Below are 23,910 nucleotides of genomic sequence, written 5' to 3'. Positions count from 1 at the left end.
TTCCGGGCGCAACCGGTGGCCGTTTTGCGTGGATGACGCGTTCGGGGCGCGTACGTTTCAACCCGCGTCTCAGCCCGCCTGCGGCAAGAAGAACCGCAAGCTGAAGTGAAAACCGGAGCTCGAAGGCGCGCCGGCAAAAAGACATCGACTCGGTGCGTAGAGGTTAACCGCGGGTTAACTGCGCGGCTTAACCATGCGCGCCGATCAGATTCACGACCTTGATATTGCGCGTGTCCGGCACCTCCGCGTACGACAGCACCTTCAACTGCGGCAGGCTGCGACGCAGGAAGCGCGCGAGCATCGGCCGCAACGCGTGCTGCACCAGCAGCACCGGCGCGACCCCAAGGTTCTGCTGACGTGTCATCGCCTTCTGCGTTTCGCTCAGCAGCGTGTGCGCGAGACCGGGCTCGAGACCCGGATTGGCGCCGGTCGAAAGCGCCTGCGACAACACCCGTTCCAGATTCGAATCCAGGCCCATCACCTGCATATCGCCGCTGCCCGGGAACCACTGCTGCGTAATCGCGCGGCCAAGCGCGAGACGCACGGCGGCGGTGAGATCGTGCGCGTCGCTGATCTTCGGCGTGTGCTCGGACAAGGCTTCGAGAATCGTGCGCATGTCGCGAATCGGCACGCCTTCTTCGAGCAGGTTTTGCAGCACCTTTTGCAGCGTGGTGAGCGGCAGCGTCTTCGGCACCAGATCGTCGACCAGCGACGGCGTATCTTTCTGCATCCGCTCGATCAGCGCCTGCACTTCGCGGCGGCCAAGCAATTCGGACGCATGCGTGACCACCAGGTGATTCAGGTGCGTCGCCACCACGGTGCTCGAATCGACCACCGTGTAGCCGTACACCTGCGCCTGTTCGCGCAGATTCGTATCGATCCAGATCGCCGGCAGACCGAACGCCGGGTCCTGCGTCGGCGTGCCCGGCAGCGCGGCGGAAACCTGCCCCGGATTGATCGCCAGCCACTGCCCCGGATACGCTTCTCCGACGCCGACTTCGACGCCCTTCAACGCAATCCGATAACCGTTCGGCCGCAATTCGAGGTTGTCGCGGATATGGATCACCGGCGGCAAGAAGCCGATTTCCTGCGCGAACTTCTTGCGGATGCTCTTGATCCGCTTGAGCAATTCGCCGTCCGAGTTCTTGTCGACGAGCGGAATCAGCCGGTAGCCCACTTCGAGGCCGAGCATGTCGATCATCGTCACGTCGTCCCAGCTGGCTTCGGTGTTTTCCACCGGGGTCATCGCGGCCGGCGCGACATCGATCAGCGCGTTGGCGCTCGTGCGTGCCTCGCTGCGCTTTTTCATCGTGCGGCCGAGCTGGATCAAGCCGCCGCCGAGAATCAGAAACGCGAAGTGCGGCATGCCTGGAATCAGGCCCATCAGCACGAGAATGCAGCCGGTGATCGCCAGCACGCGCGGGTTCGTGAAGAGCTGGCCGGTCAGCTGCGTGCCGATGTCTTCGTTGGTGGCGACGCGCGAGACGATCACACCGGCCGCCGTCGAAATCACCAGCGACGGGATCTGCGCGACGAGGCCGTCACCGATCGTCAGCAGCGTGTAGGTCTTGCCTGCCGACGCGAAGTCCATCCCATGCTGCACCATCCCGACGATCAGGCCGCCCAGGATGTTGATCACCATGATCAGCAAGCCGGCGATCGCGTCGCCGCGCACGAACTTGCTCGCGCCGTCCATCGAACCGTAGAACTCGGCTTCCTGGGAGACTTCCAGGCGGCGCTTGCGGGCCTGATCTTCGTTGATGAGGCCGGCGTTCAGGTCGGCGTCGATCGCCATCTGCTTGCCGGGCATCGCGTCGAGCGTGAAGCGCGCGGACACTTCCGCGATCCGCCCCGCGCCCTTGGTGATCACCATGAAGTTGATCACCATCAAAATGATAAAGACGACGATACCGACCGCGAAGTTGCCGCCCACGAGAAAGTGACCGAACGACTCGATCACCTGGCCGGCGGCATCCGGCCCGGTATGGCCTTCGAGCAGCACGATCCGCGTGGACGCGACGTTCAGCGACAGGCGCAGCAAGGTCGAGAACAGCAGCACGCTCGGGAAAGCCGCGAAGTCGAGCGGCTTCATTGTGTACATGCTGACGAGCAGCACCATCACGGAAAGCGCGATGTTGAAGGTGAACAGCAGGTCCAGCAAAAACGGCGGCAACGGCAAAATCATCATGCCGAGGATCATGCAGATCAGCACCGGCCCGGCGAGGGCGCGCAAATTGGTGCTGCTCAAGGCATCGGGGCGTCGGGACAGGAATCCGGCGCGAGCGTTCATGCAGAGGCTCCTGAAGCGTCGTCGTTAGCGTCGTTAAGTGTGTCTGCGGCTTCCTGATCGGCTTCTTCTTCCGATACACCGCCTTTGTCGAGATCCGCCGGCACGTCGAACTCGGTCGGTGCGACCGGCGCGACGCCGCCTTCGGCGTTAAAGCGCCGCAACTGATACACCCACGCGAGCACTTCGGCGACCGCGCCATACAGCGGGCCGGGAATCTCGCGGTCCAGGTCGACGTTGTGATACAGCGCGCGCGCGAGCGGCGGTGCTTCGAGCAGCGGCACATTGTTTTCGGCAGCGATTTCGCGAATCCGCGCGGCCACCAGGTTCACGCCCTTGGCGACCACCTTCGGCGCGCGCATCTCGCCGTCGGTGTATTGCAGCGCGACGGCGAAGTGCGTCGGGTTGGTCACCACGACATCGGCCTTCGGCACCTGGGTCATCATGCGGCGGCGGGCAATCGCCCGTTGCTGCTGGCGAATCCGGCCTTTGACATGCGGATCGCCTTCGCTTTCGCGATGTTCGCGCTTCACTTCTTCCTTCGTCATGCGCAGTTTCTTGTGGAACTGCCAGAGTTGATACGGCACGTCCAGCGCCGCCACGACGAACATGCCCGCCACCGTCATGCCGCAGCAGACGGCGATCAGATGCATGGTGTTGGCGAGCGCGATATGCACCGGCTGCGTGGCCAGCGCGAGAATTTCCTCGCGGCGATTCCAGATCGCCGTGCCGCCGATGATGCCCACCACCAGCGTCTTCGCGAGCGACATGCCGAGCTGGATCGGCCCGTTGATCGAGAACATCTTGCCGAGACCGGCGATCGGGTTGAGCCGGTTGAACTTGGGCTCGAGCCCTTTCGCCGACAACTGCCAGCCGCCCAGCGCCATCGGTGCGAGCAAGGCGGCCGCGCCGGTAAAGGCGAGAATCGGCAGCAACGCGTAGAGCCCTTCGCGGCTCGCGGCGCCCGCGCCGATCATCATGCGGCGCGTTTCGAACGCGCTGGCGTGGTCGAACGTGAAGGCTGCGCGCAGCATGCCCTGCAAATGCTCGCCGATGCTGCTGGACATGCCCCATACACCGAAAAATCCTGCGGCCAGCAGCGCAAACGTCGAGAGCTCCCGCGAACGCACGATCTGCCCTTCCTCGCGCGCCTTTTGCAGGCGCCGGGGAGTGGCTGATTCGGTTTTTTCGAGGTCGCTATCCTCTGCCACTAAAGCTCTCCAGTCGGTCGAGGCACGCTGCCTGGTTCCAGTGAGAGCGATTATTCCCGTTGCGCGCAACCGACGATCGGCGGATAAGGGCGGAGAAAGGGGGGTATTTCGAGGGATGGAACAGCCGGCAAACCGCCCGGGCGGGCTTGCTGGAGGCGCGCGAGCGGCTTGGATGGACCGGCAGCGGAGGGTAGCCGGCGGACGGACGGTAGCGATGGGGCCGCCCGCAGGCTGCCGGTGGCGGAAGACGCGCGGCGGGTACTCGCGCGCTTGTGCGCGAGTACCCGGCTGGTTGTCACCCTTCAGTCATGCGCGTCAAAAAGCGACGTAAGGCGCCTGGCCGCCCGGCGTCTGATCGATACCGTAGTACACGTAACGGCCATAGAAGAACGGCAAGCCGAGGTCGAAGCTGCTGCTGCCGCTGAGCTGCCCGGCCAGGTCGTTGAACGCGAAGTTGCTGCCGTTGCCGAACAGGGTGGCCGCGCTCAGGATGCCGATACTGGCGGTCGTTTTCGCGCCATTCAGCCCGACCAGGCTGATCGAGCGCGTCTGTGCCGACGACGGGCAGTAAAAGCCCGTGTAGGGGCTGTTGCACAGCGACAGCGAACTGTCGGCGAAGAAGTAGCCGTTCGAGCCCGAGTCGAGAAACGCCTGCACCGTCGTGCCGTTGAAGACACTGTTGGTCAGATCGCCTGAGCGATTAGTGGTGAAGGTCTGCGCGGCGGCCATCTTATTGTTTGACTGCGTGTTGATACCGAACACCAGCGTGCCGGTCGCCGACGACGCTCCGGTATCCCCCACCGGCGGCATCTGCACGATCACGCCGTTGTTGTCGGTGGCGAAGTTGGCGACCGGATTGCCGACCTGCTGCGCGTCCGGCACCGCGGTGCGCGTGCAGGACGTGCCGCCCGGGCAGGCGAAGTAGTTGCTGTAGGTGGTGGCCGTCGACGCGTTCGCGCAGGTGGCGCCGCAATCGTTGGGCGCCGTGCCGATGCCGAGAATGCCGTTGGCGCCGAGATCGCTGGCCGTGTTTTCCGCCACGCCTGTGCAGCCCGCCGGCACCGTGCTCGCGGCCTTGTCGCCGATGATCTGCACCGGAATGTTCGACGCCGTCTCGCCGCCGATCGTCACGCTTGCGCTACGCACCGAGCCCCACGTATAGCCGTCGGCGAAAGTCGCGCACTCGGCGAGCTGCGCGCCGCCTGCCACGGTGATGGGAGACAACGCGCCAAGCACGGACGAGTTCAGCTGCGAGCTCACCACGCGCAAGCCGAACGAACCGGTGTCGACCTGGATGTTGTTGATGGTCTGGCAATTGGTGGTCGAGCCCGGCGCGCACACCGTCACGCTGACCGTAGGAATGTTGATGACGCCTTTCACGCCGAAGCCGACCGTAATCGGCACCGTATTCGCTGCGTTCGCGGCGATCGGCTGCTGAGTCGGGCTCGCCGGCAGCGAGCCGCCGTTCAGCGTGCTCGACGAGTTGGAGCTCGAACTGGAACTGCCGCCGCCGCCACCGCCGCAAGCGGCGAGAACCGACACCAGCACCACGGCTGCGACGGCCTGCGTCCAACCCTTGAGCTTTACCGCAATCTGCATGGTTCGCATCGTTCGTCCTCGCCCTTACTGGATGTCGGAACCGCTGACGCCGGCAGGCAGCGCCTGGGGCAACCACGCCTGACCGTTGAACGCACCCATGTGGCCACCGGAATGGACCACAAGGCTGCTCTGATCGACCGCGACCGGGCCGCGTCCGCCGCGCGTTGCACGGATGTCCTTCACGCCGGCCACGTACTGCGGAAAGTAGCTGCCGAGCAGATCGCTCAGGTCCGGCATTTGCGGGCCGCGCCACGCGATGCCGAACACCGAGCCATCCGCCGCCAGGTATTCGCGCACGACCGTGCCGTTGCCGAGCGTGGTTTCACGCACGGTGTAGGACGCGGAGGCGGTCGTAGAGGAAGCGGCGCTGGATGCGGAATGCATCACGCCCTGTGCCGCGGAAGCCGCGCTGGCGGCAGGCTGCACGGTGCGGGAAGAAACCGACGCATCCGCGGGCGGTGTCATCGGCGTGCCGCCCAGCCCAGCGTAAGCGGACTGTAGGGCGAACAGCGAACAGGGTAAGACTAGCGCCGTAACCAACCCGGCGCGGCGTACGCGACTCGACATAACAAAGCTCCTCCCAAGCGACTGCTGCTCGGTCCGCACGTCGTGCGAACCGGCCGCATGTAGGCAGATCATACGGCACCGTCGCGGTTGCACGATGGAAGGGTTCCTCGCCGTGCCACCGCCCGGCGCCATTTCGCGCCGGAAAGCCGTGCCGCTGCTCGAGGTCGTAGTATGCCTGTGGTTTGTGTCGACAGACAGCAAGCAAACGCGGGCGCGTGGCTTGCTATGCATACTGGTTGGCCTGTCGCTTTGGCGGGCTATCCGTGAGTTAGAACCCGAGGCTCGCCAGCAGATCGTCGACCTGCGACTGGTCCTGCACCACGTCCGTTTTGCCTTCCGGATTGATCTGCGGACCGTTCAGCAGGTGTTCGGGGCTGCCAGTCGACGACGGCTCGGCCGCCAGCGCCGCCGCGGTCGCCGCGAACTGCTCGCGCCGCTCAAGCGCGATGTTCTCGACCAGCACGCCGAGCAATTGCTGCTCGATCAGGTACACGACCTCCGTGATCTTCTTGATGACCTGGCCGGTCAGATCCTGGAAGTCCTGCGCCAGCATGATTTCCATCAGCTGCGAGTTGGTCGCGGTAGCAGCCTCCGGCACGCCGCGCAAGAAGGTACGCGTGTCGTTCATCAGCGCGCGCACTTCTTCGCGCTCGATCGGCGCGGCGTACCACTTTTCCCAGCGCGCATCGAGCTCGCCCGCGTCCAGGCGCAACTGCTCCTGGATCGGCTTGGCGATGTCGATCGAGGACAGCACGCGCTCGGCGGCCTGCTCGGTCATGTTCGCGATGTACTTCAGACGGTCGCGAGCATCGGGTACGGCTTCCGCCGCGCGCTCGACATGCTTGTCGAGCCCGAGCTCACGCATCGAGTCGCGCAGCGTCCGTGTCAACTGGCCGATGCGGGCGAGGATGCGGTCGGACGCGAAGTCGCCGCTCTCGTGGACCGCTTCGGCCCCTTGCGCGTTGGTCGGCAGATTCACATCAGCTCCCGGTCTTGGCCATCTTCTCGAGAATCTTGTTGAGCTTCTCGTCGAGCGTCGCGGCCGTGAACGGCTTGACGACATAACCGCTCGCGCCGGCCTGGGCCGCCGCGATGATGTTTTCCTTCTTCGATTCGGCCGTCACCATCAGCACAGGCAGATGCGCGAGGCTGGCGTCGGCGCGGATTTCCTTGAGCATGGCCAGACCGTCGAGGTTCGGCATGTTCCAGTCGGAGATCACGAACTCGTAGGTGCCGCTGCGCAAGCGCGCGAGACCGGCCTGACCGTCTTCCGCCTCGTCGACGTTGCTATAGCCCAGCTCTTTGAGCAGGTTGCGGACGATCCGGCGCATCGTCGGAAAGTCGTCAACTACCAGAATCTTCATTCCCTTATCCATTTCATTCCCTTTGCTTGATCCACGATGCGGCGCATGACCGCCAGTTCATTCCGATCCGTGTCGACCGGAGTTGGCGCTTTAGCGCTTACTCCGGTCCCATGCCTGGCGCTCGCCGTCAGGCCCGCGCATCATACCCGCTGAACGCGTTCGCCCATCGATGACAGACGCGCCATCACGCGCCGGCTCATTTCCGGCAGCGAGGCGATCTCGTCGGCGGCGCCCAGCGCGATCGCTTCGCGCGGCATGCCGAAGACGATGCAGCTCGCTTCGTCCTGCGCAAGGGTATACGCCCCCGCTTTTTTCATGTCCAGCAGCCCGGCGGCGCCGTCGCGGCCCATCCCGGTCAGGATCACCCCAACCGCGTTCTTGCCCGCGTGCTGCGCGGCCGAACGGAACAGCACATCGACCGACGGACGATGCCGGTTCACCGGCGGCTCGTCCGACAGGTGAGCAATATAGTTCGCGCCGCTGCGGGCCAGCAACAGGTGAGCGTGGCCGGGCGCGATATACGCATGCCCCGGCAGCACGCGTTCGCCGTGCTCTGCCTCTTTAACGGTAATTCGGCACAAACCATTGAGGCGTTGTGCAAAAGATTTCGTGAAACCCGGCGGCATATGCTGCGCGATCAGCACGGCAGGCGCATCCGGCGGCAGCGGCACCAGCACTTCGCGGATCGCTTCGGTGCCGCCCGTCGACGCGCCGACGATGATCAGCTTCTCGGTACTGAGCAGCGGGTTGTTGAAGAGCGGCGCGGCGGCTGGGGCGGCGGGCGCATGCGCTGCATGTGCAGCCGTGGGGTGCACCGGCGCGGCCTGGCGCACCCGTGCGCGGGCTGCGGCGCGAATCTTGTCGGCGAGCTTTTCCGAGTAGTCGAGCATGCCGTCGCGAATGCCGACTTTCGGCTTGGTGACGAAATCGACCGCGCCCAGTTCCAGCGCGCGCAACGTGATTTCGTTGCCGCGCTCGGTCAGCGACGACACCATCACGACCGGCATCGGCCGCAGGCGCATCAGCTTCTCTAGAAAGTCGAGGCCGTCCATGCGCGGCATTTCGACGTCGAGCGTCAGCACGTCCGGGTTGTGCTGCTTGATGAGATCGCGCGCGACCAGCGGGTCGGGCGCGGTCGCCACCACGGTCATGTCCGGCTGGCCATTGATGATTTCCGTCATCAGGCTGCGGATCAGCGCCGAATCGTCGACACACAGTACTTTGATCTTTTGCACAGCGCTCACGCCTCCTCTGCGGTTCTGGCGTTGTTTGGATTAATGGGGCGCGGGCTCACGCCAAATAGTTCGATGCGCGGCTTCGCTACGCCTGCGCTCGCGCTGCTTCCTGCCGATGCCGCGGCGTTGCCTGCCGAGTTGCCCGCACCGCTGCCTGCATTCGAGCCGAACAATTCGACCTTCGGCCTTGCAGCGGCCGGCGTGGAAAACAGCTCGACCCGTTTGCGCGCCGCCGCGAGCCGCTCGGCGCGCGCTTCGGGGCTTTGCCGCACCAGCGCCTGTTCACGCTCGGCCACACCGGCTTCCTGCTGCAGACGCAGCTTCTTCACCATCACCTGGCCGGTGCGCGGCATGAAAGCGACTTTGCGCGGGTGCGAGCCCTGCAAATCCTCGGCGACGATGCGGATCTTTTCGAGCGCCAGATAGCGGCGCACGAATTCCGAATTACGGTCGCCGATGTTCATCGTCGTCATGCCGGCCAACACCGCGCCGCCGCCGAACACCTTGGCTTCGAAGCGCTCGCGCCGGCCGCCCGCCTTGATCAGCTCGTTGATCAGCACTTCCATCGCGTACGCGCCGTAGCGCATCGAATCCGACGCGGCTTGCGCGACGTCCGCGCCGTCGTCGGGCAGCATGAAATGGTTCATGCCGCCGATGCCCGCCGTGCGGTCCTGAATGCAGGCCGCGACGCAGGACCCGAGGACGGTGACCAGCACCATGTCTTCGTTGGTCGTATAAAACTCGTTCGGCAACAGCTTCACGCCGGGGCGTTGGAAGTGGTTGTCGAAATACAGATTGGTGGCGATCGGCAGGGCGGCGCTCATACCGTCACCCCGCTCGCCGGCGTGCTGCTGGAGTGGCTCGCCTGGCGAGACGGCGCGCGTGCGCCGGTGGCGTCGCGCGTCAGTTCATAAACAGTCTGGCCGCGCAGCTTGAACGCCTGCGTCACATATGTGAAGTTTTCCGAGTGACCGGCAAACAGCAATCCGCCCGATTTCATCAACGGCTCGAAGCGCGCAAGCACCTGCGCCTGGGTCGGCTTGTCGAAATAGATCATCACGTTGCGGCAGAAGATCGCGTCGAACTGCGAGCGCAACGCATAGTCCCGGTCGGTCAGGTTCAGTTGTTCGAAGCGCACCATCGCGCGCACTTCCGGGCGCACTTTGACCATCCCGGCGTGCGCGCCGGTACCTTTCAGGAAGAAGCGCTTGAGCCGCTCGGGCGACAGGTGCTTCACCTGGTCGAACTGGTACATGCCGGCTTCGGCTTTTGCCAGCACCTGCGTGTCGATGTCGGTGGCGAGTACGCTCGCCTGGCGCGCGCCGCTGTCGCCGAGCGCTTCGATCAGCGTCATGGCGATCGAATACGGCTCTTCGCCGGTCGACGCCGCCGAGCACCACACCGACACCGGCTGCGGCCGGCGCGGCACGAAGTCGGCGAGGATCGGAAAGTGATGCGCTTCGCGGAAGAACGCGGTCAGGTTGGTGGTCAGCGCATTGGTGAACGCTTCCCACTCGGCCGGATCGTTCTCCGCTTCGAGCAGATCGAGATACTGTTTGAAGGTCTCGAGGCCAAGCGCGCGCAGCCGGCGCGCCAGACGGCTGTACGCCATGTCGCGCTTGTGATCCGACAGCGAAATGCCCGCGCTGCGATGAATCAGTTCGCGAATACGAGCGAAATCCGCCGACGTGAATTCGAAATCCCGTCCTTGTTCGCCGGATCTGGCCGGTTCCACCCGCTCGGGACGTGCCGGTTGCGGACGTGCCGGTTGCGGACGTGCCGGTTGCGGACGTTGCTGTGCGCGCGTTGCCATCATGAAAGTTCCTGCCTGCGATACGAGCCATTCCGCTTGCCGCCAAAGCGATGTCCTTTGGCGCAAGGGATTGTGTTCGCGGGGTCGCGCCCGCCCGCGAGTTCTGCCCACCTGCAGTCGGCCTGCGACACGCTGTCCAAGCGTGCTTCGATGATTCGCCCCTCATGGAGCGAGATGCCGAATGACTGCATGTCTGCCTGCTGCTTCCTAGAACGTTTCCCAGTCCGCATCCGATGCCGTGGCCGCGCTTGCAGCGGCCGGGCGTGCTGCGGATTCGGACGTTGCACGCGTCGTCTTCGGCTTCAGAGCCGGTTCGACGCGTGCGGTGCCTGCATCATGGGCGGGCGAAGCCGCTGCCGCGGTGCCTGTTGCTGTGTTTGCTGCCGGTTGCGGCGAGGCTTTCGCGGCCGGCGTCGCCTTCACGCCTGCGCTGCGCGCCTTTTGCGGACGCGCGGCCGTCGTCACGCTGCGCGTTGCTTCACGCGTTTGCCCGCCGCCGGCCACCTTCCAGCCGTTCACCACGGCTTGCAACTGACGCGTCTGATCTTCGAGCGACGCGGCCGCAGCGGCCGCCTGCTCGACCAGCGCGGCGTTCTGCTGTGTGACTTCGTCCATCTGCACGACCGCGCGATTCACCTGCTCGATGCCGCCCGACTGCTCTTCGGAAGCCGCGCTGATTTCGCCCATGATGTCGGTTACGCGGCGCACTGCCTGCACGATCTCTTCCATCGTGGTGCCCGCGCGGCCGACCAGCGTCGAACCGCTTTGCACCTTGTCCACCGAGTCGCCGATCAGCTCCTTGATTTCCTTCGCGGCGCTGGCGCTGCGCTGCGCGAGGCTGCGCACTTCGCCGGCGACCACGGCGAAACCGCGGCCCTGTTCGCCTGCGCGCGCGGCTTCGACCGCCGCGTTCAGCGCAAGAATATTGGTTTGGAACGCAATCCCTTCGATCACCCCGATGATGTCGACGACCTTATTCGAACTGGTCGCGATGTCCTGCATCGTCGTCACGACCTGGCTCACCACGTCGCCGCCGCGGGTCGCGATATCGGACGCGTTGACGGCCAACTGACTCGCCTGGCGCGCGTTCTCGGCGTTCTGCCGCACGGTGCCGGTCAGTTGCTCCATGCTCGAGGCGGTTTCCTGCAGCGAAGCGGCTTGTTGTTCGGTGCGTTGCGACAGATCGGTGTTGCCCATCGCGATTTCGCGCGCGCCGGTGTCGATCGATTCGGTGCTGCTGTGAACCGCCTTCACCATCGTCGACAAGCTTTCCTGCATCCGCTTGATGCCGCCGAACAACCGGCCGATTTCATTGCGGCTGAACACTTCGATCGTCTCGGACAGATCGCCCGAAGCGATCCGTTCGAAGCAGGCGGTTGCGTCAGCGAGCGGCTGTACGATCAGGCCGCGCAGCGCGAAGCGGATGCCCACCACCAGCAGCAAAGCCAGCACGGTGATGGCGATGATCAGCGTCGTCATCAGCGAGATGTTCGATTGCGCGCTCGCCTGCTGGTCCACCGCGTGTTGCTGCAGCCCCTTGATGACGGCGGACGCGGCGTTGTCGTACGTAAGAAACATCGGGCTGATTTTCGTATCGGCGATCGCGTGATAGGCCGCCAGATCGTTCGCGTGCAACGCGGCGAACTCCGGCTCGACGCCGTCTCGCATCACGGTCGTGCGGCGCGCCGTCAGATCGTCGAGCAGCGCCTGGTCAACGCCGTTCTTCGGTGCGTTGAGAAACGCCTGCCAGTTCTCGTTCGACTTGCCGAGCAACTCCTGCGCACGATCGAGCGCCTTCTTCGCCTGCTCGGCGTCGCCGGCGGTGCTCAATGCGATAAAGCGGTCCAGCGTCACGCGCGAACGCAACAGATACGCCGACGCCTCGTCGAGCGCGTGAATCGCCACCAGATCGCCGCGCGCAATGCGATCGAGCGACTGGCTGGCGCCGTTCAGCGCCGTCAGTCCGAGCGCGCCGACCACCACGGTCAGCGCAACCAGAATGATCCCCACCATCGTCAGTGACGTGCGAATCGACCACCTGCTCAGCATCTCAATGCTCCCTCTTCCAGTCTCTCGTTCGTGCAACAGCCGCTTAGCCGGCGAGCGTTTCGATCAGCGCCATTTCACGGCTGGTCATCAGCTTCTCGATGTCCATCAGGATCAGCATGCGGCCGTCGACGGTGCCCAGACCCGTGAGGTACTCGGTCGTCAGCGTGGCGCCGAATTCCGGCGCCGGCATGATCTGATCGGTGGCGAGCGTCAGCACGTCCGACACGCCGTCCACCACCATCCCGACCACGCGATGCGCGACGTTCAGAATGATCACGACGGTCTGGTGGTCGTACTCGACGCGGCCCAGATGGAACTTGATGCGCATGTCGACGATCGGCACGATGATGCCGCGCAGATTGATCACGCCTTTGATGAATTCCGGCGCATTGGCGATACGCGTCACGTTGTCGTAGCCGCGGATTTCCTGCACCTTGAGGATGTCGATGCCGTACTCTTCGGCGCCGAGCGTGAAGACGAGGAATTCCTGACCGCCGGCGTCCGCCTGCTGCGCGTCGCGGCGGCCATTCGTACCGCTCGCGTTCGCGACGCTCGAATTGATGGATTGGACTTCTGCCACGTTAGCCCCCAAACGGTTGGGATGAAATGAATTGAGTAAGTGTTGCGAGTGTCATGAACGTCACGCGAGGCTCATCGCGCCATGCGCGTTGCGGGTCTCGCGGTTCAACGCCGCCACGTCCACGATCAGCGCGACACTGCCGTCGCCGAGAATGGTTGCGGCGGAAATGCCGTGCACCTTGCGGTAGTTCGTTTCCAGATTCTTCACGACCACCTGCTGCTGGCCGACCAGCTCGTCGATCAGCATCGCGAAGCGGCGCCCTTCGGTTTGCATGATGGTGACGATGCCTTGCGTCGGTTCCCGTTTCGCGTCTTCGACCGAGAACACTTCGTGCAGCGCGACGAGCGGCAGATATTCACCGCGCACGCGCACCACGCGCTCGCCGTTGGCCACCGTGTAGATGTCTTCGGCTCGCGGTTGCAGCGACTCCATCACGAAGTTCAGCGGCAGAATGAAGATCTCGTTGCCGACCTTCACCGACATGCCGTCGAGAATCGCCAGCGTGAGCGGTAAGACGATCCGTGTGGTGCTGCCCTTGCCCGCATGCGAGGTGATTTCCACGTGACCACCCATCGACTGGATGTTGCGCTTCACCACGTCCATGCCGACGCCGCGGCCCGACACGTCCGTCACCTGCTCCGCCGTCGAGAAGCCCGGCAGGAAGATCAGGTTCCAGACTTCTTCGTCGGTCATGCTTTCGCTGACCTGCATGCCCTGTTTGGCGGCCTTCGCGAGAATCTTGTCGCGGCGCAAGCCGGCGCCGTCGTCGCTGACTTCGATGACGATGTTGCCGCCGTGATGCGCGGCCGACAGCACCAGCTGGCCGGTCGAATCCTTGCCCGCCGCACGCCGCGCTTCCACGGTTTCGATGCCGTGGTCGAGACTGTTGCGCACGAGGTGGGTCAACGGATCGATGATCCGTTCGATGAGGCTCTTGTCGAGTTCGGTCGCCTGACCGAAGGTGACGAGTTCCACTTCCTTGCCGAGTTTCGCCGCCAGATCGCGCACCAGGCGCGGGAAGCGGCTGAACACGTAATCCATCGGCATCATGCGGATCGACATCACCGCTTCCTGCAGATCGCGCGCGTTGCGCTCGAGTTGCGCCATGCCGTTGAAGAGGCGGTCGTGCAATGCCGGATCGAACGTGCTGGTGGTCTCGGCCAACATCGCCTGGGTGATCACCAGTTCGCCGACCAGGTTGATCAGCTGATCGACCTTCTCGACGCCGACGCGAATCGAGCTGCCTTCCGCGCCGCCTGCCGCCGCGGCCGGACGCGCCTTGCGGTCCTGTTCGGCGGGAGCGGCCGGTGCGGCCGCATTCGCCGCCGGCGCGGGTGCCGGTGCGTGGGCTGCCGGCGCATTCGGCTGTTGCGCCGACGCGTCGAACAGACCGTGCGTGGCGGAGCGAGTGGACGCAGCGGAGTCGGCCGCCGGTGCCGACGATGCTGTCTGCTCCACCGGTGCTGCGTACGCTGCCTGTGCTGCCTGTGTTACCTGTGCTGCTTGCACCGGCGTCGAATGCTCAGCGTCCGGCGTTCCAGGTTCGCCTTGCTGGGTATCGTCGGCCGGTGCCGCACCGCGGCTGATCGAGATCTGACTTTCGTCGATCACGAAACAGCACACGGCGATAATGTCGTCGGAGCTCACATCGGTCGCGAGCCACAGCGTCAGATCGCCGCCGCTCTTGACCTGCCCGACGATGTTCCCCAGGTTGCCGAGCTCTTCGGCCAGCAGTTCCTGGTCCTTCTCATCCACGCCCCGTAGCGTAATTTTCAGATGGGGGCCGGCGCTTTCGTTTGCATCGCCGGCTCCCGCGGCTTGCCCGGTCTGTGCCGGTTCGCCGTCAGTCCATTCGCCCGCCGCCTGCACCGCCTGTTCGACGACGTGCTCCGGCGGGGTGCCGCCTTGTACTGCTGCCGGTGGTTCTACCGGTGCTGCTTGTACTGCTGGTGCTGCCGTTGCAACTGCTGCTGCCGGAACCGGAGCCGGCTCCGCCGGCGCGCCGCCGAAACGGCTCTCCGCGTGCAACTGTTCGAGCTTCGCGCAGATCGCGCGGGCGACCGCCGCGTCCGGCTCGGCGCTCGCGCGGTAGTCGGCGAGCTGGCCCGACAACACGTCCTTGGTTTCGAGGAACGTGTCGATCATGTCCTTGCGCAGCACGAGTTCGTTATTGCGCGCGCGGTCGAGCAGCGATTCGAGAATGTGGGTCGTTTCCGTCAGCGCTGTAAAACCGAACGTCGCCGCGCCGCCCTTGATCGAATGCGCCGCGCGGAAAATCGCCGCGAGGTCTTCGGGGTCCGGGTGTGCGATATCCAGATTGAGCAGCAACTGCTCCATCTGCGCGAGCAATTCGTCCGCTTCGTCGAAGAACGTCTGATAGAACTGAGTGATGTCGAGTGTCATGCCTGGGTCACCGCGAGAGTTCCTGTCTAGGCTTGGGCTGCCGTGCCGCCGCGTCGAAAGCTTCTATAACTTGTGTAAAGGTGGCGCTCATCTGGATCTCATGCCTGGTCTGATTCGCCTAACGCCGCCACCAGTTCGGTCAACATGTCGGGGTCGAGCGGCTTTTCTATCCAGCCGGTCGCACCCACAGCGCGCGCCGCCGCCTTGAACGGCTCGCCCGATTCCGTCGTGAGGACGAGGATGGGCGTCGCCTGGTAGGCCGGGTTGCCGCGCAGCGCGGCGATCAGATCGAGGCCGGTCCTGCCCGGCATGTGCTGGTCGGTCAGCACGAGGTCGAACGACATGGCGAGCGCGTTCTCGAGCCCTTCGTTGCCGTCCGCCGCGAGCGTCACTTCATAGCCGGCCGTCGTCAGCGTTGCGGCGAGGATTTGCCGCATCGATGCCGAATCGTCGATTGCCAGAATGTGCCTGATCATGAAAACCTCGCTGCACTTACGCTATGGATCGCCGGGCATTTCCCGCCTCGCAGGAAACGCGCACCGGCAATCGCTGTCTGTTACTTGGCCGCCGTTGCCGGCGCCTTCGGTGCAACCGTCACCGGTTGCGCAAGCTTTTGCAGCAGCGGCTTCGAGCCGGCTGCGTCGTCCGACAAGGTGGTCGTGGTGGAGTCGTCATGGTCAAGCGCCTCCTCCGACTTCCTGTTCAGCACGATGATGCTGATGCGGCGGTTTTCCGGATCCATCGGGTCCGCCTTGTTCAGGTTCTGGGTCGACGCGAGGCCGAGCACGCGCATGACCTTCGCCTCGTCCATGCCTCCGGCGATCAGCTCGCGGCGCGACGCATTGGCGCGGTCCGCGGACAGTTCCCAGTTGCTGTAGCCCTTCTCGCCACCCGCGTATTGCGCCGCGTCGGTGTGACCCTGCACGATGATGCGGTTCGGCACGTCGTTCAGCGTGTGGCCGATTTCGCGCAGGATGTCGCGCATGTACGGTTCAACCACGTCTCTCGCGGTCGCGAACATCGGCCGCTTCTGCGAGTCGACGATTTCGATGCGCAGGCCGGTCAGCGTCGAGTCGATGCGAATCTGCTGCTTGAACTGGCGCAGCACCGGATTCGCTTCGATCGCGGCCATCAGCTTGACCTGGAGGTCGTGCAGGCGAACCTGCTCACGGCGTTCCAGTTCGCCCTTCAGCTGCTTGACCGATTCCTCATTGTTATGCGACGCGGTACGCTCGGCGCGGCTCGCCGAACCGTCGGTGGAACGCGTCACGCCTTGCGCGTCGGTCGAGATGTCGCGGCCGCCGCCCTTCAGAATGCTCGAATCCTCAGCGCTGCGATCGCCGCCCCACAGCGTGATCTTCAACGGCTGGTTGAAGTAATCGGCGATGCCCTTCAACTGCACGGTGGAGGCCGAACTCAGCAGCCACATCAGCAGAAAGAACGCCATCATCGCGGTCATGAAATCCGCATACGCGAGCTTCCACGCGCCGCCGTGATGGCCTTTCTTGGCCGGCGCGGAACGCTTGACGACAATGGCGCGGTCTTTGTCCTTGCTCATCGATTCGGTTCCCGGCGCCCGTTACTTGGCTTTGACGCGGCGCACGTGCTCTTCCAGCTCGGCGAACGACGGGCGTTCGGTCGAGAAGAGCACCTTGCGGCCGAATTCGACGGCGATCGCCGGCGCATAGCCGTTCAGACTCGCGAGAATCGTCACCTTGATGCACTGGAACATCTTGGTCGATTCGGTCACGCGCTGTTCGGCGACGCTCGCGAGCGGCCCGATCAACCCGTACGAAAGCAGAATCCCGAGGAAGGTGCCGACCAGTGCCTGGGCGATCATCTCGCCGAGAATCGCGGGCGGCTTGTCGGCCGAGGCCATGGTGTGCACCACGCCCATCACCGCGGCGACGATCCCGAACGCCGGCATCGCGTCGCCGACCTTGGTCAAGGCATGCGCCGGCGCTTCGCCTTCCTGGTGATGCGTCTCGATCTCCTCGTCCATCAGACTTTCGATCTCGAAAGCGTTCATGTTGCCGCCCACCATCAACCGCAGGTAGTCGGTCAGGAACTCGATGATGTGTTTGTCGGCGAGGATCTTCGGATACTGGGTGAAAATCGGGCTCTTCGACGGATCGTCGATGTCGGCTTCCAGCGTCAGCGTGCCTTCCTTGCGCGCCTTGGCCAGCAGGACGTAGAGGAGCGCCATCAGCTCCATATAGACGTCCTTGTTGTACTTCGCGCCCTTGAAGAGGGTTGGAATGACGCGCACCGTCGCCTTGATGGTCTTCATCCCGTTGCCGAGAATGAACGCACCGAGTCCGGCACCGACGATCATCAGCACTTCGACGGGCTGCAACAGCGCGCCGAGATGGCCGCCTTCCAGCGCATAACCGCCGAAGACAGACAACAGCGTCACGAGTGTTCCCACGAAAATCAGCACTGCCGAGCCCTCACAAAGAAGCGACGGTCACCGTCGTTAATCTGGTTTACGGCAACGGAGCAGAAAACTTTGACGGAAAAGCAGCGTGTCACCCCGGTGTAAACCACAGGCGCGTTAAACAGGACGGGCGCCGCGCGATCGGGCTGCGAGGCCGGCCGGACGGGGATACGCGTTGCGGGCGCGGGTTGGCGCCGGGTTGGCGGCCGGCGCGCCGCTCAAACCGCGAGGGCGGCCAGGCTCTCGCGGGCCCGGGCGTCGGCGAATTTCTTTGTCTTACCGGCCCGCGAGGGCGGCTGGCACAGCCCGCAGACGAAAGCGTGCTGCGGATCGTGCGCATGCGCGACAAAGTGTCCGCCGCAACGGCAGCAGGCGGTCATTTGCAGCATGCCGGAGTCGAAAAAGCGCACCAGCGTCCAGGCGCGCGTGAGACTGAGCACGGGTTCGTCGTCGTGCAGGTGGACGTGCTCCAGATAGAGCCGGTAGCTCTTCACGATCGACTGGATCGTCAGGCAGCCGCCGTGGCCTGCCATGAAACGGTAGATGTTGTAGAACAGGGAGGAGTGAAAGTTCGGCTGCCAGGTCATGAACCAGTCGGTCGAAAACGGCAGCATGCCCTTGGGTGGCGAAACCCCCTTCAGCTCCTTGTACAGCTTGATGAGCCGGTCGCGCGAAAGGCTGGTTTCCGCCTCCAGCAACTGCAAACGCGCGCCGAGTTCTATCAATTCGATCGCCAGGGTGATTTCCCTGACTTCGAGCACTACGCTTTTATAGGCCATCCGTTTGCATTTCCCACGTCCTGATTGCTTTATTTGAGATGCAAGCTGCCATCAGCCGAGTTGTTCGACCGGCTGGCTAGCCATCAGGATCGCGGAATGCGCCTGAGCCACGGCGCTGGATTTGCCTTTGTCGGCGAGAGCGGACAGAACCGCATGGTCATCGAAACGGAAACGGCACAACACCTGATTGGACGCCGCCAGCTTGACGGTCTGCGCCAACGACAGATTGGCGAGCACATCGGCTAACTGGTCCGAAATCCCCATGCGGAACATGCCCATCGGCTTGTCTTCGCGCAACAGACGCTGCGCGAGCAGGAGATAAGACAGGTTTACTTCTCTGATCTCATTGAGCATTTCGCTTGTCGCGCTCATGATTCCCCCGGGGTATATCTGGCTGGTCAGGCCGTTTCGGAAACGTTTGCTCGAACGCGCGCACTTAAACCGCACGAATCGGCTCGTTTCTGGTGTTGGGAGCATTGTGTCGAAAGGGGGAGCGGACGAAAATCGGACAGACACCCAGCCTGTTTGACGGATTAATCCGTCATTGTTGTAGGAATTTTTCCTACAACGGGCCAATCGGAAAGGAATATTCGGGTTGAAAAAGCGCGTAGTTCGCGAGTTGCGATGCGCCAGGGAGATTTCTGCGGCCGGTACGATGTGTGCCGAACGGTGAGCCACCGAAGGCTCATGATCCGCACCGTGCAATGGTGAGTAAGAATTATAAGACGTTTTCACTTCTATGCAACGCGCCTGACGCAGGCGCCGTGTCCAGCCCGCCGGGCGTCCTTCCATCGCTTTCCGAAGCGTTTAAAGCGTTTGGCTACCCAGCCGGTCTTTCTTCACGACTATCGGGACACCCATCCAGCCTACCTGTAACGCATCATGTTTCGCGCTGTAACAACATTAAGCGTTTGAAAAAATACCTCGAATTGGCCCGGCCAACCCCGATAATGAGCCTCAGGGATTACCCGATACAGGTTCGGAGCACCCCCGGGCGGCGGCTTACCGCGCCCAACCGTCCGTCCGGCATTCGCTCCTCGCTCCATTCGAGCGCCGTTGTGCGAAGCCGTTGTGAACAGGAGAAAACGCATGCGAATCGCACAAATTGCGCCGTTGTACGAAGCCGTCCCGCCGAAATTTTACGGCGGCACCGAACGCGTCGTGTCGTACCTGACCGAAGCGCTGGTCGACCTCGGCCACGACGTTACGCTGTTCGCGAGCGGCGACTCGGTCACATCCGCCAACCTCGACGCCTGCTGGCCGCGAGCGCTGCGCCTCGATCCGACGATCCGCGACGCGCTGGCTCCGCATGTCCTGATGATGGAAAAGGTGCGCAAGGTCGCGCACGAATTCGACGTGCTGCATTTCCACCTCGACTACATGCCGTTTCCCCTGTTCACCACGATGGACACGCCATTCGTGACGACGCTGCACGGCCGTCTGGACTTGCCGGAGCTTCAGCCGGTGTTCGACGCCTTCTCGCATGTGCCGGTGGTGTCGATTTCCGACTCGCAACGCACGCCGCTGCCGCAGGCGAACTGGCTGAACACGATTTATCACGGTCTGCCGGACCAGTTGCTGACGCCGCAAACGCACAAGAAGCCGGAATATCTGGCGTTCCTCGGCCGTATCTGTCCTGAGAAGCGCGTCGATACAGCTATCAAGATCGCTGCACAAAGCGGTCTGCCGCTGAAGATCGCCGCCAAGGTGGACAAGGTCGACCAGGAATACTTCAAGAAGGAAATCGAGCCGTTGCTGTCGCTGGCGCACGTCGAGTTCGTCGGCGAGATCAACGAGGCGCAGAAGCCCGAGTTCCTGTCGGGCGCCAAGGCGTTGCTGTTCCCGATCGACTGGTCGGAGCCGTTCGGCCTTGTGATGATCGAATCGATGGCCTGCGGCACGCCGGTGATCGCGTTCAACCGCGGCTCGGTGCCAGAAGTGATCGACCACGGCGTGACCGGCTATATCGTCGAAGACGTGCAAGGCGCGGTTGCCGCGCTTCAACGGCTGGACGAGCTGTCGCGCACTGAGATTCGGGCGCAGTTCGAGCGCCGCTTCAGTTCGAAAACGATGGCGCAGAATTATGTCGACGGCTATTCGGCACTGATCGAAGCGACTCGCCGTCCGGTACTGCGCCAGGTCGCAGTAGGTTGATCGACGCGCTAAAGCGGCTGACGCTCTTTTTGCACTCAGCCGCTTACGTCCGCTTGCGCCGCTTTCCGATTGCGCGATTCCCACGCCAATCACGAACAAAATTGTCATGTGAATCGTTTGCGCGAGCGGGTATGTCAGAGTTAACCCCGCTTCTTCTAAGAAAAAGCCGCCTTCGAGGGCGGCTTTTTTAATGCCCGTGTGGATGCGCTTCCATGTCAGAATTACCGCGAAGCGAATAAACGATCGAGCACCAATAATCCTTCAATTGGCTTTCGATACGCCCCGTGCCCCGTTCAAACCGCACCGATCAGAAAGCGCTCGCGATTTTTGCCGGCAATCCACTTAGGCGGCTTGCCGCGCCCGCTCCATGTATTGCCCGACTTCGGATCCTGATACTTGGCCGGCAACGGTGCCTTCTTGGGCGGGCGTCCGCGCTTGGCAGCGACTGCGAAGCCGAGGTCTTGCGCGGTTAGACCGTATTCAGCGATCTTTTGGCGGATGTCGGCGACTACATTGTCGATTTCCGTGCGCCGGGCTTCTTCTGCTTGTGCCTGCAATTTGGCGATCTGCGCCTTGAGGTCCGCATATTGAGACATCTCGGTTCTCCCCTTTTCTAGAACTCATTGGCACGCAGACTAACTGTAATTATAAAAATTCGCAATGGCCAATAATACCGATTTAGCCAGATATCCTCTGATAATTATTAAGTGTCGATGAATTGTTAAATGGCATCTTTATCGCAAAATAATAGGTAAAGCGGACTCCACCTTGACAATTCTTGACACTCGATTTGCCGGCCATTGTCTAGAATTGCGCGCTCAAAGGCATGCAGCCGCGCTCGGCCATGCATGCTATTCAGAGCGTCGAACTTTTTAGGATCACCAATCATGCAGTTGTCAAAGCGCCTCGCTGCCGAACTGTTCGGCACCTTCTGGCTCGTGCTCGGAGGCTGCGGCAGCGCCGTCCTCGCCGCTAATTTCGCCGGTCCGGTCCACGGGCTCGGTATCGGCTTCGTCGGCGTCTCGCTCGCATTCGGCTTGACCGTCCTGACAATGGCTTACGCGATCGGCCACATCTCCGGCTGCCACCTGAATCCGGCGGTGAGCGTCGGCCTGACCGTCGCCGGACGCTTTCCGGCGCGCGATCTGATGCCGTATATCGTCGCGCAAGTGATCGGCGCGGTACTCGGGGCGCTGGTGCTGTCCCTGATCGCGTCGGGCAAGCCGGGCTTCGACCTCGTTGCAAGCGGCTTCGCCAGCAACGGCTATGGCGAGCGCTCGCCGGGTCATTACTCGCTTGCCGCCGCGTTCATTTGCGAAGTGGTGATGACAGGCTTCTTCCTGTTCGTCATCCTCGGTGCGACTGACAAGCGCGCACCGGCCGGTTTCGCGCCGATCGCAATCGGCCTGTGTCTCACGCTGATTCACCTGATCTCGATTCCGGTTACGAATACGTCGGTCAATCCGGCGCGCTCGACCGGCCCGGCCCTGTTCGTCGGCGGCGCAGCGGTGGATCAACTGTGGATGTTCTGGGTCGCGCCGATCATTGGCGCAGTGATCGCGGGCGTGCTGTATCCCGCGCTCGCCGGAGGCCGTCGCGCCGATTCGAAGGAACTGGCTCTCGACTGATAGGCGCGGCGCTTATCCTTGCAGTCAAGCGGGCGCAACGGCGCCCGCCTTGTTTTGGTGCGAACAAGGTGAGCCGCGCAATAGCCGCTCGTGCCCGCTGCTAGAATCGTGCGACTTCCCCCGACTCGCACAGGTCCTACCGATGAACCGTTTCCGCGGATTCCTGCATGGCGTTGCACTTTCCCTCGGCAGCTTCTGCATCGGCGTATTGGCGCCACCGGCCGCGCATGCAGCCGACGGCAATATAGAAACGCTCGTGTTCGTGCGCCACGGCGAGAAACCCGCGCAGGGCTTGGGCCAACTTAATTGCCAGGGGCTCAATCGTGCGCTTGCGCTGCCGGCGGTGATCGCGGCCAAGTTCGGCAAGCCCGACGCGATCTACGCGCCAGATCCCAGCCAGCAAAAGGACGACAGCGGTCATTCTTATTATTATGTCCGGCCACTGGCGACCATCGAGCCGACTGCCATCCAATTCGAGATGCCGGTGCAAACGCCGTACGGCTTTGCCCAGATCGACCAGCTCGGCACCTCGCTCGCCAATCCCGCCAATCGCGACAAGCTGATTGTCGTTGCCTGGGAACACAAGCTGATTGTGAAGTTGCTGCGCCAGATGCTGAGCGCGCACGGCGGGAGTGCCGCCGACGTCCCCAACTGGCAAAGCGACGACTTCGACAGTATTTATGTCGTTCGCCTCGACTGGCAAAACGGCACGGCGCGCGCCAGCTTCAAGCACGATCACCAGGGATTGGACGGCCGCATCGCCGATTGTCCTTGTGCGGCGCTGCCCGGCGCTCGATCGGCGGCGGCCGCGGGCGCTTCCGCCGGCACGGCAGACTAATCGGGTAATTAAGATTTAAAGCGGCCTTCGACCGGAGGCTCAAACGAAAAACCGGCCCGTGTCCGCGAAAGTGGATTCGGGGCGATTCCGTTTCACGACATCAATTCGTCATCGAGCGAGAAAAGTTTGCGCAGATGATGCGCGACGCCTGCTTCGAAGTTATTGCCGATGCGCGGCACGTTCGGCAAGCGTGTCATGAGGTCGGGATTGGCGTTGTTCATCATGAACGGATGACCGGCCGTTTCCAGCAGGTCGATATCGTTCATGTTGTCGCCGAACGCTACGCAGCGCGACGCATCGACGCCAAGGCGTTCGAGCACGATCTGCAAAGCTCGCCCTTTCGAGACGTTCGACGTCATCACTTCCAGGCAATCCGGCAACGAATAGGTGACATAGAGCGCGTCGCCGAATTCGCGCGCCAGATTTGCCGCGACCTGCGCGAGATCGTCGGGCTCACCGATATACAGAGCCTTCGCAATGTCGACGCCGTCGTGCCTGGGCAGATCGGTTACCTCGTAGGTGAAGCCGGAATCCTGATGAAACTTCAACAGGTCCGGCGCATCGCGATCGATCAACCACGCCTGGTCGGCGAACAGGTTGACGATCACGCGGCCATGCTCGCCCGCGATTTCCGGCTGCACCAGGCGCTGCACGATGGCAGGCGGCAGATCGTCCGCATGGATCACCGTGTTGTCCGGTGCGTGGATACGCGCGCCGTTCGACGTAATCAGATACGGACTGATGCCCAGCAGGTCGCGAATGCCCGCGACGTCGCAATAGTGGCGGCCTGTGGCGATCACGAAGTGCAGTCCATCGGCTTCCAGCTTGCGCACGGTGGAGATCGTGAACGGGTCCACCTGGTGATCGGCGTTGAGCAGCGTGCCGTCGAGATCCGTGGCGATGACTTTATACATAGTGTGAGCAGCCGGGCAGCGTTCAAAGAACGCATTTTACCGTTGCCCGCCA

The 23,910-nt window shown here is 63.2% G+C and carries 22 protein-coding genes; 3 read left to right on the top strand and 19 right to left on the bottom strand.

From position 1 onward, the window contains the following. Positions 1 to 187: 187 nt before the first annotated feature. The 17 genes from flhA to flhD form a co-directional block, all read right to left on the bottom strand. On the bottom strand, positions 188 to 2,290 hold the full coding sequence (flhA, locus tag WN982_RS00575; protein WP_341313935.1) for a flagellar biosynthesis protein FlhA: 2,103 nt from the start codon (positions 2,288 to 2,290) through the stop codon (positions 188 to 190). Then, a complete protein-coding gene (flhB, locus tag WN982_RS00570; protein ID WP_341313934.1) occupies positions 2,287 to 3,498 on the bottom strand; it encodes a flagellar biosynthesis protein FlhB in 1,212 nt (403 codons plus the stop codon). The genes flhA and flhB overlap by 4 nt, the downstream gene beginning before the upstream one ends. 315 nt (positions 3,499 to 3,813) lie before the next feature. Further along, positions 3,814 to 5,106: a DUF3443 domain-containing protein gene (locus WN982_RS00565; RefSeq protein WP_341313933.1), complete on the bottom strand. Its 1,293-nt coding sequence runs from the start codon at positions 5,104 to 5,106 to the stop codon at positions 3,814 to 3,816. Between the two features lie 15 nt (positions 5,107 to 5,121). Then, positions 5,122 to 5,664 carry a DUF2844 domain-containing protein gene (locus WN982_RS00560; protein WP_341313932.1) on the bottom strand — a complete coding sequence of 181 codons (543 nt, stop codon included), beginning with the start codon at positions 5,662 to 5,664 and terminating at the stop codon, positions 5,122 to 5,124. Positions 5,665 to 5,932: 268 nt separating this feature from the next. Continuing rightward, positions 5,933 to 6,643 carry a protein phosphatase CheZ gene (cheZ, locus tag WN982_RS00555; protein ID WP_341313931.1) on the bottom strand — a complete coding sequence of 237 codons (711 nt, stop codon included), beginning with the start codon at positions 6,641 to 6,643 and terminating at the stop codon, positions 5,933 to 5,935. Between the two features lies 1 nt (position 6,644). Further along, complete coding sequence (gene cheY, locus WN982_RS00550; RefSeq protein WP_341313930.1) at positions 6,645 to 7,040, bottom strand: chemotaxis response regulator CheY; 396 nt, start codon at positions 7,038 to 7,040, stop codon at positions 6,645 to 6,647. 128 nt (positions 7,041 to 7,168) lie between these two features. Next, positions 7,169 to 8,263, bottom strand: coding sequence for a chemotaxis response regulator protein-glutamate methylesterase (locus tag WN982_RS00545; protein WP_341313929.1), 1,095 nt, complete (start codon positions 8,261 to 8,263; stop codon positions 7,169 to 7,171). Positions 8,264 to 8,268: 5 nt separating this feature from the next. Then, the gene (cheD, locus tag WN982_RS00540) at positions 8,269 to 9,087 is read right to left on the bottom strand and encodes a chemoreceptor glutamine deamidase CheD (RefSeq protein WP_341313928.1); all 819 of its coding nucleotides are present in this window, start codon (positions 9,085 to 9,087) and stop codon (positions 8,269 to 8,271) included. After that, on the bottom strand, positions 9,084 to 10,079 hold the full coding sequence (locus WN982_RS00535; protein ID WP_341313927.1) for a CheR family methyltransferase: 996 nt from the start codon (positions 10,077 to 10,079) through the stop codon (positions 9,084 to 9,086). The genes cheD and WN982_RS00535 overlap by 4 nt, the downstream gene beginning before the upstream one ends. A gap of 204 nt (positions 10,080 to 10,283) precedes the next feature. Next, a complete protein-coding gene (locus tag WN982_RS00530; RefSeq protein WP_341313926.1) occupies positions 10,284 to 12,125 on the bottom strand; it encodes a methyl-accepting chemotaxis protein in 1,842 nt (613 codons plus the stop codon). Positions 12,126 to 12,168: 43 nt separating this feature from the next. Next, positions 12,169 to 12,705, bottom strand: a complete 537-nt coding sequence (gene cheW / locus WN982_RS00525) for a chemotaxis protein CheW (protein ID WP_115101679.1) — start codon at positions 12,703 to 12,705, stop codon at positions 12,169 to 12,171. A 60-nt stretch (positions 12,706 to 12,765) separates the two neighbouring features. Beyond that, positions 12,766 to 15,108 carry a chemotaxis protein CheA gene (gene cheA, locus WN982_RS00520; RefSeq protein ID WP_341313925.1) on the bottom strand — a complete coding sequence of 781 codons (2,343 nt, stop codon included), beginning with the start codon at positions 15,106 to 15,108 and terminating at the stop codon, positions 12,766 to 12,768. A 98-nt stretch (positions 15,109 to 15,206) separates the two neighbouring features. Next, positions 15,207 to 15,584, bottom strand: a complete 378-nt coding sequence (locus WN982_RS00515; protein ID WP_341313924.1) for a response regulator — start codon at positions 15,582 to 15,584, stop codon at positions 15,207 to 15,209. Between the two features lie 80 nt (positions 15,585 to 15,664). Beyond that, the gene (gene motB / locus WN982_RS00510; RefSeq protein WP_341313923.1) at positions 15,665 to 16,666 is read right to left on the bottom strand and encodes a flagellar motor protein MotB; all 1,002 of its coding nucleotides are present in this window, start codon (positions 16,664 to 16,666) and stop codon (positions 15,665 to 15,667) included. A gap of 21 nt (positions 16,667 to 16,687) precedes the next feature. Continuing rightward, positions 16,688 to 17,548, bottom strand: coding sequence for a flagellar motor stator protein MotA (motA, locus tag WN982_RS00505; protein ID WP_341313922.1), 861 nt, complete (start codon positions 17,546 to 17,548; stop codon positions 16,688 to 16,690). Positions 17,549 to 17,763: 215 nt separating this feature from the next. Then, positions 17,764 to 18,324, bottom strand: coding sequence for a flagellar transcriptional regulator FlhC (gene flhC / locus WN982_RS00500; protein ID WP_341313921.1), 561 nt, complete (start codon positions 18,322 to 18,324; stop codon positions 17,764 to 17,766). A 51-nt stretch (positions 18,325 to 18,375) separates the two neighbouring features. Next, positions 18,376 to 18,696 (bottom strand): flagellar transcriptional regulator FlhD, encoded by a 321-nt coding sequence (gene flhD, locus WN982_RS00495; protein ID WP_006050893.1) that lies wholly within the window; start codon positions 18,694 to 18,696, stop codon positions 18,376 to 18,378. Positions 18,697 to 19,413: 717 nt separating this feature from the next. Here flhD and WN982_RS00490 point away from each other — a divergent pair. Then, on the top strand, positions 19,414 to 20,478 hold the full coding sequence (locus WN982_RS00490; protein ID WP_341313920.1) for a glycosyltransferase family 4 protein: 1,065 nt from the start codon (positions 19,414 to 19,416) through the stop codon (positions 20,476 to 20,478). Between the two features lie 293 nt (positions 20,479 to 20,771). Here the strand turns inward: WN982_RS00490 and WN982_RS00485 are convergent, their stop codons facing one another. Continuing rightward, positions 20,772 to 21,074 (bottom strand): H-NS histone family protein, encoded by a 303-nt coding sequence (locus WN982_RS00485; RefSeq protein ID WP_341313919.1) that lies wholly within the window; start codon positions 21,072 to 21,074, stop codon positions 20,772 to 20,774. A 291-nt stretch (positions 21,075 to 21,365) separates the two neighbouring features. Between WN982_RS00485 and aqpZ the strand changes: the two genes are divergently transcribed. Next, complete coding sequence (aqpZ, locus tag WN982_RS00480; RefSeq protein ID WP_341313918.1) at positions 21,366 to 22,106, top strand: aquaporin Z; 741 nt, start codon at positions 21,366 to 21,368, stop codon at positions 22,104 to 22,106. Positions 22,107 to 22,248: 142 nt separating this feature from the next. Further along, positions 22,249 to 22,944 carry a histidine phosphatase family protein gene (locus WN982_RS00475; protein WP_341313917.1) on the top strand — a complete coding sequence of 232 codons (696 nt, stop codon included), beginning with the start codon at positions 22,249 to 22,251 and terminating at the stop codon, positions 22,942 to 22,944. A gap of 92 nt (positions 22,945 to 23,036) precedes the next feature. Here the strand turns inward: WN982_RS00475 and WN982_RS00470 are convergent, their stop codons facing one another. Next, positions 23,037 to 23,858: a Cof-type HAD-IIB family hydrolase gene (locus WN982_RS00470; protein ID WP_341313916.1), complete on the bottom strand. Its 822-nt coding sequence runs from the start codon at positions 23,856 to 23,858 to the stop codon at positions 23,037 to 23,039. Between the last annotated feature and the right edge of the window lie 52 nt (positions 23,859 to 23,910).

The organism is Paraburkholderia sp. IMGN_8, assembly GCF_038050405.1.
Taxonomy (GTDB): Bacteria; Pseudomonadota; Gammaproteobacteria; order Burkholderiales; family Burkholderiaceae; genus Paraburkholderia.
Note: the sequence above shows the minus strand (reverse complement) of the source record. Positions and strands in the feature narration are given on the sequence as shown.